Here is an 11,007-nt window from a genome sequence, read left to right as displayed (position 1 = left end):
GCCTCGCGCCCCGGCACGACAAACCTGCCCGGTGAAGCCTACGGGCGCTCGTTCGAAAGCACCACCGTCCCCGAGGCTGCGAACATCCCGCCGACCCCGTGCGCCACGCTCACCTTCACGCCCGGGATCTGGGCCGGCGCCGTGCCCCGGCACTGGCGCACGCTCTCCTGCAGGGCGTACATCCCGTACATGCCCGAGTGGGTGTAGCTCAGCCCGCCGCCGTTTGTGTTGAGCGGGAGCTTGCCGTTGGCCCGCGTGTTCCCTTCCCAGATGAACTGCGCCGCCTCGCCGCGGCCCACGAAGCCGAGATCCTCCAGCCCATAGAGTGGCAGGTGGGCGAATGCGTCATAAATCATCAGGTGGTCCACGTCGTCATGCGTGATCCCCGCCTCCTGGAAGGCCCGCGGCCCGGCCACCCGGAACGCGCGAGAGCTGGTGAAATCCTCCATCTGGCTCACCATCGGGGTCTCCACGCTCTCGCCGGTCCCAAGGATGTACACCGGCTTCGTCGGGAAGTCCCGCGCCCGGTCCGAAGAGGTGAGGATGAGCGCGCCGCCGCCGTCCGTGACCAGGCAGCACATCAGCAGTCGGAACGGATACGCGATCATCCGCGAGTTCAGCACGTCCTCGACGGTGATCGGGTCCTTCATCATCGCGTTCGGGTTGCGTGCCGCGTACTCCCGCTGGACCACCGCGACCATCGCCAGGTGCTCTTCGGTCACCCCGTACGTCTTCATGTAGCGGAGCACCGGCACGGTGAACATCGTCGGCGGGCCCATCGGGCCGGTCCAGCCCTCGAACTGGGCGTTCAGCGATTGCCGCGCGAACCCGAAGCCGCCGCGCCCGATCCCGGAGCGCCCGCTCTCCCCGTGCGTGATCAGCACGGTCTTCGCCAGCCCCGATTCGATCGCCGCCACCGCGTGCCGCACGTGGATCATGAATGAACACCCGCCGACGGCGGTCCCGTCGACGTACGTCGGCGTAATGCCGAGGTAGAACGCGACCTCCGTCGGGCTCGCGCCCGCACAGGCCACCCCGTCGATATCGCTCGGCTTCAACCCGGCCTCCTGCATCGCCAGGATTGCCGCCCGGGCGTGCAGCCCCAGCTGCGAGAGCTCCGGGAATCGCCCCTCCGGCGAAACCAGCTCCGCCGCGCCGACAATCGCTACGCTGCCTGGCTTCAGCATTACCGCTCCTCCTTCGCCGGCCGCCAGGTCGGCAGCGTGATGTCGTCGTTCACCCGGGTAGGTGCCAGCTCCAGCCGCATGTCCAGCTGAAGCGCCTCGGGCGTCTGCTCGCAATCGATGATGTTGGTCATCATCTTGATGCCTTCATCCGTCTCTACCACCGCAATTGCGAAGGGCGCCTCGAACCCGGGCGGGGGCCGGTGGCTGATCACGTAGCTCAGCAGCCGCCCCTTACCGCTCGCCTCGAACCACTCCACCTCCGCGAACGGGTCGCGTGGGTCGAATGGCCGCGGCGGGAAGTACGCCTGCCCCGTCGCCTTGTTGCGCTGGAGCATCAGCTTGCCTTCCTTCAACCCATCCCAGTAGGGCTGGGTCTCCGGCGTTGCCTGTGGGAGAACCCTCGAATAGTCGTGCAAACCTGTTCCTGCCGAAAACGAAGAGTCCGGGCCGGCTTGCCGGTCCCGGCTGCCAGTGCACCTCCATGTCTACCGTGAACGTCAAAGTCAGGCAAGCGGCCAGTCAGGCCGCGTCATCCGCCTGCCGGACCAGCACGCCCCAGGCGTCCGCCAGCTCCCACAGCCGCTCATCCAGCGTGCGGCAGCTCACGGCTGCCCGCGCCCGGTAGCCAGCCTTCTCCAGCAGTTGCGCCCGCCGCAGCGCCCGGCTGATGTCGTTCTCCTCGAGCGTCCGCGAGACCTCCACCGCCATGAGGAGTGGCCGCTGTTCCGGGTCTGCGCGGTCCCTGCCCTCAACGATCAGGTCGAGTGCCCTGAGCTCGATAATCTCCTGCTCGCTCAGCACGCCCTGGTCCTCCGCCTGGTCGACCAGGTCGAGGTCGTTCAGGGTCACCACTCGCGGCTTCCTCAGCCACGGACCAAACAGCGACGGCGCCTTCCGCTCGAATCGCATCTCGTACAGGTAGCCCAGGTCGGCATCGATGCGGTTGTTCATCCGATCGATGGCAATCCGCTGCGCATCGACCGCAAGCACCAGCCGCGACACCTGCTCGGTCAGCTGCTCCATTTTGGCCTCGAGCACCTCGACCCGCTCCGTCAGCCGGTCGAGCCGTTCTTCAATGCGGTCGACCCGCGCGGTGAGCGCCTGGAGGGCTTCTTCGGTGCGGCGCTGGGCCTCGGCCAGCTCTTCGACCCGAGCCTCGGTGCGGCGCTGGGCCTCGGCCAGCTCCTCCATGCGCTGTTCGAGCCGGTCAACCCGCGCGGTGAGCGCCTGGATGGCTTCCTCGGTGCGGCGCTGGGCTTCGGCCAGCTCCTCCATGCGTTGCTCGAGCCGGTCGACCCGGGCGGTGAGCGCCTGGAGGGCTTCTTCGGTGCGGCGCTGGGCTTCGGCCAGCTCTTCGACCCGAGCCTCGGTGCGGCGCTGGGCTTCGGCCAGCTCCTCCATGCGCTGTTCGAGCCGGTCGACCCGCGCGGTGAGCGCCTGGATGGCTTCCTCGGTGCGGCGCTGAGCCTCAGTCAGCTCGGCCATCGCCTTTGGGAGCCGGTCGAACTCGTCGCCCACGATTAGCGGTCGCAGCTGGGCGCGCCATTCCGGCCGCTCCGCCAGCAGCCGGATCAGGTCCTGCACATCCTCCACCGTGAACGCCATGACGCCATCCTATCACGCCGGCCGACGCCCGGCGGGCCGTGCCCGAGGCTTACCCCGCTCCGTAGAGCACCTCACGCAGGTCAAGGGCCATACTCGTCCCGTCGAGGCGCAGGTGGCGCGGATTGAATCCCTCCGCGTGCACCGCCATCCGCAGCTCCTCCGGGGCGATGTCGGCCGGCAGCCCGATCCCTGCGAGCCCGTTCGCGTCGGTCTGCACCCGCGCCACCAGCCCATCCTGCCGGTCCGACACGATGATCTCGGCCCCGGCCACCGGCGGCCGTTCGCCGTTCTCGAGCGCGTCATTGTCGAGCACCGTCACCTGCGCCGTCCGACCATCCCGCTGCACCCGCACCTCCACCCGCAGGTCCCGCAGGTAAATCCCCGGCTCGGTGGTGATCGCCGCCATCCCGTCGCGCTGGGGGATGCGGGCCGGGTTCGCCTTCAGCGAAACGTCCTGCGTGGCCATGCCGTGGTCGGTCGTAATCACGAACAGCGTCGAATCCAGCAGGCCCCGCTGCTCGAGTGTGCGCAGGATGTGCCCGATGCGCACATCGGTCTCGTCGAGCGCAGCCCGCGCCCCTTCGTGGTGCGGCCCGTAGTCATGTGCCGAAGAGTCCGGCTGCGCGAACTCGTGGTAGACGAACACGGGCGCCGGCTGGCTCTCATCGAGGAAGAGCAGCCGCGCCTGCGCCAGCCCGCGGTTGTCAATCTGGCCCTGCAGCCGGTGTCCCTCCTCCTCCAGTTCCTCGTACCAGCGCGGGTTGATCTCGTGCTCGGTCTCCTTCGTGAGCGCGATCAGCCGGCCCCGGTCGCCCAGCAGGCGCCGCTCCAGCGAGGCGTGGTCCGCCCCGCGCGTGCACGGTTCATTGATCGAAGCCGTCACCGCATCCGGCCCAAACACCCGCTTGAACGCTTCGAACAGCGTCTCCACCTGCGGGTTCAGGAACCGCGCCGTATCGAACTGCTGTCCCTGCGGCGAAACTACCTCGCGCCGTTCACGCAGGTAGTAGGTCGGGTTCACGATGTCGTGGTGCCCGCACCATGTCCCGGTCCCAATGGTGTTGTGGCTCGGCCACGTGATGCTTGGGAAGTTCGTGATGCTCCCCCAGCGCAGCATGCAGCCCCGTTCGATGAGCCGGCGCAGGTTCGGGATCGACCCCGGGTCCTCCTCCAGCCGGTAGAGCAGCTCGGTGAGCGATTGCCCGTCCAGCAGCATCAGGTAGACCCGCTCAGGGCGCCCGGTCGAATCGTCGAGGACCTCTTCCAGCACCCGGCCGTCCTGCCGCGCGAGGTAGACATCCGGGGCTACGCCGCGCTCGGTCGATGTCCTTCCCGTGCTGTCCCGGCCGTCGATCAGCGGAAACCCCATCAGCCGCGCGATCGTCGGCGCGACATCCACCTGCTTCGCCTCGGCTTCCACCTTCACGCCCCGCTTCACCCCCGGCCCCGAGAAGATGAGCGGCGAGCGCGACTGCACCACGTCGAGCGCGCCGTGCTGCCCCGGCTGGCGCCCGTACGCGTAACTCTTCGGGTTCACGATCAGGTCGGGCGCGTTCGGGCTGTCGAACAGCTGCGAAATCCGCTCGTAGGCGTACGGGTACGTCAGCCGCTCCGGCTCGATGAACGCCCGCTGGATGTCCTCGGGGTTGCCGGCTGCCTCCAGCTCCTCCGCCAGCGTGGCGAGGGCGCGGTGGTCCTGCCGCTCCAGCGGGTTCTCCCCAACCACCTCCACTACCTCATACCGGTAGCCGCCGCCCGGGGCGTAGGTCCGAACCCAGCGTACCATGCCCCGCCGTGCCCAGGCCTCGTACCACCAGCGGCCCTCCCGGTCCTGCCGCGCCGTCGCGACAAAGTCGGTCCAGGCCTCGCCGTCCCGGGTCGTCAGCAGACGATGAATCGCGAGGTTCCCCGACTCCTCCTGTTCCGGGTCGAGTCCCTGCCCTCCCGGGCGCTCCGGCCCGATGCATTCGACGGTCGTCATTCCTGCGTTCACGTTCGAACCCTTTCGGCTGCTGCCGGTAGCGTCGCTCCGGCCCGTCAACGTCACGTTAGCCCTGCAGCTGCCACCCCACGAATGGCCCTTCGAGTTCGACCTCCATCGCAGAGAGGAACTTCGCGGTCATCGCGTAGAAGCCGGTCAGGAGGTTCACCCCCACCACCGTCGCCGGCGACACCAGTGAAGCCAGCCGCTCATGAACCTCCGCCGAGGGGTGCCCGGAGGCACTCACCGCATCGACGTACTCGAGGATCGCCCGCTCGGTCGGCGTGAACAGGTCGCTCGTCTTCCAGTGGTGCAGCGCCACAATCTTCGCGTCGTCCAGCCCTGCCTGCCGCCCGATGCGCACGTGCTGGTGCCACTCGTACTGGCTGTGATGCAGGATGGCCGTCCGCAGGATGACCAGCTCTCGCGTCTGTACGTCCAGCCCACAGTGGTTCCAGAGCCCGTTTCCCAGGCGCAGGTATGCCCGCCACACCTCCGGGTTGTTGGCCATGGCCCGGAAGATGTTCGGGACCATCCCGCCCGTGGAATTCCGGTCCCACACGTACCGCAGCTCCTCCGGGATGTCGTCGCGCGTCATCAAGGGCAGCCGGGACATTGCATCTCCTCCTCGGTGTGCCGCGGAGTGTAGCCCCTTGCCGCCGCCGCTTCAGCTCACCCGGCGCTGCGCCCGCCGCGCGGCCGCCGCCATCGCTGCCGCCCCCGCCCCTGCCGCAATCGCCGACCCGCTCCCCGCGAGCGTCCCGGTTGCCGCCCGCAGCAGCAGCTCCAGCCCGCACCAGCCGGCCATGGCAAGTCCGGCGAGCTCCGCCAGCCGCCTCATGCCGCCCGCTCCCCGCGTTCGACGGCGTCCCGCTCCACCATCCGCGCGAACGCCTCCGCCAGGTCGGGGTCGAACTGCGTGCCCCGCCCATGCAGGATCTCCTCCACGGCCCGCTCGAGCGTCAGCCCTTTCCGGTACGGCCGGTCGGTGGTCATGGCCGAGAAGGCGTCCGCGAGGCTGAACAGCCGCGTCGAAAGGCGAATCTCCTCGCCCTTGAGCTGTGCCGGGTAGCCCTGCCCATCGAACCGCTCATGGTGATGGCGGACCAGGTCGACCACCGTATCCATGTCGGTCAGCGCCGCCGTGATCGCCGCCCCCATCACCGGGTGTTCCTCCATCGCCCGCCGCTCCTCGAGCGTCAGCGGCCCCGGCTTCCGCAGGATCTCGTCCGGCACCACGATCTTGCCAAGGTCGTGGATCGGCCCGCCAATCGCCAGGGCGTTGATGACCTCATCGCCGAGGTCAAGCTCCGTCGCCAGCCGCACCGCCAGCTGCGTCGCGTGGTCGCTGTGGAACCGCGTGTACGAATCCCGCCGGTCGATCGCCTTCACCAGGTTGCGCAGCGCCTTCACATTGCCCGCTTTCAGCAGCGCCTCCTCCTGGGCGAGGGCAGCGGGCACGATGGCCGGGGAGACCGCCTTGTTCATGTACATCTCGTCTTCCGCCTCCGCCACCAGGTCCCGCGGGCTCTGCCCTTCGCGCAGCGCAGCCACCCCCACCGAGACCCGCGCCGGCAGCGTGATGCGCGCCCCGTTGACCACCTCGATTCGCCCGATGGCCCGGCGAACCCGCTCCATCAGCCGCCGGGCGCCCTCCTCGCTCATCCCCGGCATCACGACCACGAACTCATCGCCGCCGAAGCGGCCGAACTGCGTCGGCGGCTCAATATGTGCCGACAATTCCTTCACCACGCGCTGGAGCACGCGGTCGCCTTCCTCGTGCCCCACGAAATCGTTCAGCAGCTTGAAGTTGTCGATATCGAGGTAGGCCACCACCAGCGGCCGATTCAGCTTCCGCGCCTGGAAGACGGCATCCGCCAGGAACTCATCGATGTAGCGGCGGTTCGGGCAGCCCGTGAGCGCGTCCGTATACGCCAGCTGCCGGTAGACCGCCGCCTGCTCCGCCGCGATGTGCCGCGCCCGCGTGTCTGCGGCCTTGTTGAGCAGGTGCCACAGGATTTCGGCATCGAACGGCTTCCCAAGGAAGTCGTCTGCCCCTGCCTTCATCGCCCGTACCGCGATCTCCACGTCCACGTACCCGGTAATCGCCACGATCCCGGCCGCGGGCGCCAGCCGCCGCGCTTCAGCGATGACGTGCAGCCCCGTCATGTCCGGCAGGCTGATATCCGAGGCGATGGCGTCGAAGTGCCCGGCCGTCAGCTCCGCGATGGCCTCGGCCCCGGTGCGCGCCAGGCGAACGTCGGCAAGATGCTGCCCGAGCGCCAGCTGGATCAGCCGGCCCAGCGCAGCGTCATCCTCGACCACGAGCACCCGCAGCGGCCCGCGCCCTTCACGCAGTGAAAACAGCTCCACGTCAAAGATGTCGGCCGTTCGCCGCCCGCTATGAACCCGTTACGACGAGGTTTCCCGCGAGCTCCCCTTCGCTGGCGGCACGACCCAGATCTTGTTCGCCACCGGTGTCCCCAGCACCACCGTCCGCTCCCCGAGGCGCACCGTAATCGTACCCCGGTAGGGCGCTGCCTCCTCCAGCCGGACCCGCACCCCCGGCCGAATCCCCTCTTCATCGAAGAACTTGAGCAGCTGCTCGTCCTCTTCAAACACCCGGTCGATCTCGACCTCCTGCCCCTCCCCGATATCCGCCAGCGTCGTCATCGAAAGCTTCCGGGGCGCCCCCGTCCCCGGGATCGGATACCCGAACGGGCTCCGCTGCGGCCGTCCCAGCATCTCGAACAGGCTCTTCTCCGTAATGTCCGAGATCCCGTGCTCCAGCAGGTGCGCCTCTTCGTACGCCCGCCACCACTCCACCTTCAGCACGTCGGTGATCAGGCACTCCGCCAGCCGATGACGTCGCACCATCTGCTCGGCCCGGCGCAGTCCCTCCGGCGTCAGGTGAATCACCTTCTTCGCGTCCACGTGCACCAGGCCATCCCGCATCAGCCGCTTGAGCATCCCGGCCACCGAGGGCGGCGTGATCTCCAGCCGATCCGCCAGCCGCACCGCGATCACGTCCTGCCCCTCGTCGTGGCTCATCCGGTAGATGGCCGTCAAATAGTCGTCACTGGCAACGTTCTTGACCTGTTTCGGCATGGCACCGCGATCTTGGCACGTCGCCGCCTCCCGGGAAATTCCCGTGGCGCATCACCGCCAATCGCCCCAAACTTCCCTCGCAGATGTCCCTGCGCTACGCCATCCTTGGCCTCCTCGCCGGCGGCGAACTCTCGGGCTACGAGCTCACCCGCCGCTTCAGCGATACCGTGGGCTACTTCTGGAACGCCCGGGCCCAGCAGATCTATCCCGAACTGGCCCGCCTCGAAGAAGCCGGCCTCATCGCCGGCCGCACAGTCCACCAGGTCGGCCGCCCCGATAAACGCCTCTACTCCCTCACCCCCGCCGGCCTCGCCGACCTCACCGCCTGGGTCACCACCCCCTCCCCCGCCACACTCACCAAGGATGAATTCCTCGTCAAAGTCTGGAGCTACGGCCTCGCCCAACCGGCCGCAGCGCTGGCCGCCCTCCGTGAGCACCGGCGCCAGCACCATGAGCGCCTCGCCGCCTACCGCGCCATCGAAGCGCACTTCGGAGGCGTCCCCCCCGGCCAGCTGCCCCGCGAGTTCCTGGGGCCCTACCTCACCCTGCGCGCGGGCATCCGCTTCGAAGAGGCCTTCCTCGCCTGGGCCGACGAAGCCGAGGCGGTCCTCTTCGCCCGCGCGAACCCGCCCGCGCACACCGATTAGGCCGCTTTCCGCGCGCGCCGTTCGTCGATCGTTTCGAGCAGCACAACCTGCTCGGCGGCCACCTGGCCGCCAAGGTAGGCTGCCACGCACGGCGGCACCCCGCCATGCGCGACCGAGCACCGCTCGCAGCGGAATTCCCGGCTCCCCGCCGGATACGGACAGGCTTTCTCCAGGCGTGTCATTTCGGTGTCCTCCCGGTTTCTACCCGATCTAATCGGCAGGAACGCCCGGGTTGATAAGGCGTGAACCGCACGGTCGCAGCGCAGGTGTTTCGATGACGCGTCCCGCCCAAACTTACTCAGCGGTAGAAAACCCCCTTTCAGCCCCGTTCCCAAAGGCCTAGACTATCGCGGACATCGACGCCACCACAGGAGAACCAGCATGGCGGCCAATCCCCAGACCGAACCGGGCCTCGACCTGTCCTGGCTCAACCTCTACGACGACGCCACCTCGGCCGAGCCCGGCAAGAAGGGCCTCACCCTCAAGGAGATCAACCTCGGCCGCTATGCCGATAGCGCCCGCGGCCCCGGCGATATGACCTACCGCCTCCGCGGCGCCATCCCCCGCCCGGGCGCCCAGCGGTTCGGCCCCAACTACCAGTCCAAGGCGGATGTCTGGGCCGAAAACTGCATCATGCTCTACGAAGAGGCGACCCAGCGGCAGTGGAGCTCCGCCCGCGATATCCCCTGGGACACGCTCGAACCCCTCCCCGATGAGCTCGAGCGCGCGATGTGCCAGCTTGCCACCATGCTCACCGAGGTCGAATTCATCGCCGGCGACGTTCCCGGCCAGTGGATGCCCTTCGTCTCGGCCCAGGACTTCGAAGCCGGCCTCTTCCTCATGACCCAGATCATGGATGAGGCCCGCCACACCGATGTCTTCCGCAAGCGCGCCCTCGCCAACGGCGGCGGCCTCCTCGCCCAGGGCGCTGGCCTCGGCCTCCGCACCCTCATCGAAGCCCGCGACTTCACCGAAATGTCCGTCCTCATGCACGTCCAGGCCGAAGGCTTCGTCCAATCCATGTTCCGCATGGGCGAGCTCATCGGCCAGACCGAGGCCGACAAGCGCATCTTCCGCATGAGCGCCCAGGACGAATCCCGCCACCTCGCCTTCGGCGTCATGCACCTCAAGTATGTCCTCGATACCGAACCCGAGCGCCGCGAGGAGATCCACCACTACCTCGACAAGGCCGAGGGCGACGCTGCCGGCGGCGGCTCGGGCGATGTCACCTTCCCGCCGGTCTTCGAAGCCCTCTGCATCCTCCTCGGCGGCGGCGTCGACAAGTTCGATGAAGGCCTGCAGAAGTTCCTCCTCCTGCGCAAGCGCCAAATCAACGAATACGTCCACCGCCTCACCGTCGCCGGCCTCGGCGATCGCCGCCAGCGCCTCGGGCCGCTGATGGCCCAGTTCCTCGACCCGGCCTGATCCGCCGGGCCGTTCCACGACTCACTCGCGGCGGGGCCGTGTACCCCGCCCGCCCGATACCCCCAGGGAGGTCCGCCCTTGTCCACCGGAGAGGCACTCGCCCGCGCCGCCCAGGCCACCAGCGTCGAAGTTCCCCAGGAAGCCCGTGATAAGGCCCGCGAACTCGGCTGGGACGACGGCCTCATCGAACTCGCCCTCGCCAAAGGCCACTCCCTCCAGGTCATCTGGCAGGCCCTCCGCGCCAATGTCGATGGCAAGCGCGCGAAGGAGTTTCTGCAGGGCGGGCAGACCGCAATCCCCCGCGACCTCTCCTGGATGAATGTCCCCACCGAATGGGGCATCCGCGCGCGCCCCTCCAACCCCGAGATGGGCCTCACCATCGCCGACCTCATGATCGGCACCTACGGCGACGTCCCCGACGTGTGGACCAACCGCTCCGAGATCGCCCGCGGCTCCTACCCCAACCCCATCGTCGAAGACATGGGATACACCATCTTCGAAAAGGCCCTCGTCTGGGCCGATTGCTGCATCCCGCTCTACGAAGAAGCCATCCGCGACCGCTGGGTCTCCGCAACCGACCTCAACTGGAAGTCGCTCGAACCCCTCCCCGATGACATCGAGCGCGCCGTCTGCCAGTTCCTCACCGAACAATCCGAACGAGCCTACTTCACCGGCGCACTCTGGTCGGGCTGGCTCCCCGAAATCTCCTACGGCTTTCTCGAGCTCAAGCTCTTCCTCTCCACTGTCATCTACGACCTCGCCCGCCACAGCGAAGCCTTCCGCAAACGCGCCCTCGCCAACGGCGGCGGCCTCGGGCTCCAGGCCCCGACCGACTTCTCCCGCGTCGCGAAGGAGGCCCGCTCCTTCCCCGAGCTCGCCGCCATCCTGTTCGTCCAGGACAGCATGCTCTATACCCTCTTCTCCCACGGCGACGAGTTCGCCCAGAACGAACTGGAGCGCGACCTCTATCGCTTCGTCGCCCGCGACCGCAAGCGCATGCTCGAGTACCACATCGAGCGCATGAAGCACATGCTCTTCAAGCTCCCTGAACGTC

Annotated in this window: 12 protein-coding genes; 3 read left to right on the top strand and 9 right to left on the bottom strand. The window is 68.1% G+C overall.

Annotated features, from left to right (window positions below; all coding sequences use genetic code 11):
- Nucleotides 1-38: 38 nt before the first annotated feature.
- From VAE46_RS02715 to VAE46_RS02680, 8 genes are all read right to left on the bottom strand, one after another.
- A complete protein-coding gene (locus tag VAE46_RS02715; protein ID WP_416223932.1) occupies nucleotides 39-1,184 on the bottom strand; it encodes a thiolase C-terminal domain-containing protein in 1,146 nt (381 codons plus the stop codon).
- Nucleotides 1,185-1,186: 2 nt separating this feature from the next.
- Nucleotides 1,187-1,603 (bottom strand): OB-fold domain-containing protein, encoded by a 417-nt coding sequence (locus tag VAE46_RS02710; protein WP_322795373.1) that lies wholly within the window; start codon nucleotides 1,601-1,603, stop codon nucleotides 1,187-1,189.
- A gap of 103 nt (nucleotides 1,604-1,706) precedes the next feature.
- Nucleotides 1,707-2,792, bottom strand: a complete 1,086-nt coding sequence (locus VAE46_RS02705) for a hypothetical protein (RefSeq protein WP_322795372.1) — start codon at nucleotides 2,790-2,792, stop codon at nucleotides 1,707-1,709.
- 49 nt (nucleotides 2,793-2,841) lie between these two features.
- Complete coding sequence (locus tag VAE46_RS02700; protein WP_322795371.1) at nucleotides 2,842-4,773, bottom strand: alkaline phosphatase family protein; 1,932 nt, start codon at nucleotides 4,771-4,773, stop codon at nucleotides 2,842-2,844.
- A 67-nt stretch (nucleotides 4,774-4,840) separates the two neighbouring features.
- Nucleotides 4,841-5,389 (bottom strand): carboxymuconolactone decarboxylase family protein, encoded by a 549-nt coding sequence (locus VAE46_RS02695; RefSeq protein ID WP_322795370.1) that lies wholly within the window; start codon nucleotides 5,387-5,389, stop codon nucleotides 4,841-4,843.
- A gap of 51 nt (nucleotides 5,390-5,440) precedes the next feature.
- Nucleotides 5,441-5,614 carry a hypothetical protein gene (locus VAE46_RS02690; protein WP_322795369.1) on the bottom strand — a complete coding sequence of 58 codons (174 nt, stop codon included), beginning with the start codon at nucleotides 5,612-5,614 and terminating at the stop codon, nucleotides 5,441-5,443.
- Nucleotides 5,611-7,146, bottom strand: a complete 1,536-nt coding sequence (locus VAE46_RS02685) for a diguanylate cyclase (RefSeq protein WP_322795368.1) — start codon at nucleotides 7,144-7,146, stop codon at nucleotides 5,611-5,613. Before VAE46_RS02685 ends, VAE46_RS02690 begins: the two co-directional genes overlap by 4 nt.
- Nucleotides 7,147-7,185: 39 nt before the next feature.
- On the bottom strand, nucleotides 7,186-7,881 hold the full coding sequence (locus VAE46_RS02680) for a metal-dependent transcriptional regulator (RefSeq protein WP_322795367.1): 696 nt from the start codon (nucleotides 7,879-7,881) through the stop codon (nucleotides 7,186-7,188).
- 83 nt (nucleotides 7,882-7,964) lie between these two features.
- On the opposite strand from VAE46_RS02680, the gene VAE46_RS02675 reads away from it, so the two are divergent.
- Nucleotides 7,965-8,528, top strand: coding sequence for a PadR family transcriptional regulator (locus VAE46_RS02675; RefSeq protein WP_322795366.1), 564 nt, complete (start codon nucleotides 7,965-7,967; stop codon nucleotides 8,526-8,528).
- Here the strand turns inward: VAE46_RS02675 and VAE46_RS02670 are convergent.
- Complete coding sequence (locus VAE46_RS02670) at nucleotides 8,525-8,710, bottom strand: hypothetical protein (protein ID WP_322795365.1); 186 nt, start codon at nucleotides 8,708-8,710, stop codon at nucleotides 8,525-8,527. The two genes, VAE46_RS02675 and VAE46_RS02670, sit on opposite strands and share 4 nt — an antisense overlap.
- Before the next feature lie 199 nt (nucleotides 8,711-8,909).
- On the opposite strand from VAE46_RS02670, the gene VAE46_RS02665 reads away from it, so the two are divergent.
- Entirely contained in the window at nucleotides 8,910-9,953 is a 1,044-nt protein-coding gene (locus VAE46_RS02665) for a hypothetical protein (protein WP_322795364.1), read from the top strand.
- 78 nt (nucleotides 9,954-10,031) lie between these two features.
- Nucleotides 10,032-11,007, top strand: a 976-nt coding sequence (locus VAE46_RS02660) for a hypothetical protein (RefSeq protein ID WP_322795363.1), incomplete at its 3' end; no start/stop codon positions are given.

Source organism: Tepidiforma sp. (assembly GCF_034433535.1).
In the GTDB taxonomy this organism is placed as follows: Bacteria; Chloroflexota; Dehalococcoidia; order Tepidiformales; family Tepidiformaceae; genus Tepidiforma.
The sequence above is the reverse complement of the archived record's forward strand: the minus strand, read 5'-3'. Positions and strand labels throughout refer to the sequence as shown.

Bases quoted from the DNA above. Each gene is read 5' to 3' on its own strand.
- VAE46_RS02705 (WP_322795372.1), bottom strand. From the start codon at position 2,792: ATGGCGTTCACGGTGGAGGATGTGCAGGACCTGATCCGGCTGCTGGCG.
- VAE46_RS02700 (WP_322795371.1), bottom strand. From the start codon at position 4,773: ATGACGACCGTCGAATGCATCGGGCCGGAGCGCCCGGGAGGGCAGGGA.
- VAE46_RS02695 (WP_322795370.1), bottom strand. From the start codon at position 5,389: ATGTCCCGGCTGCCCTTGATGACGCGCGACGACATCCCGGAGGAGCTG.
- VAE46_RS02690 (WP_322795369.1), bottom strand. From the start codon at position 5,614: ATGAGGCGGCTGGCGGAGCTCGCCGGACTTGCCATGGCCGGCTGGTGC.
- VAE46_RS02680 (WP_322795367.1), bottom strand. From the start codon at position 7,881: ATGCCGAAACAGGTCAAGAACGTTGCCAGTGACGACTATTTGACGGCC.
- VAE46_RS02675 (WP_322795366.1), top strand. From the start codon at position 7,965: ATGTCCCTGCGCTACGCCATCCTTGGCCTCCTCGCCGGCGGCGAACTC.
- VAE46_RS02670 (WP_322795365.1), bottom strand. From the start codon at position 8,710: ATGACACGCCTGGAGAAAGCCTGTCCGTATCCGGCGGGGAGCCGGGAA.
- VAE46_RS02665 (WP_322795364.1), top strand. From the start codon at position 8,910: ATGGCGGCCAATCCCCAGACCGAACCGGGCCTCGACCTGTCCTGGCTC.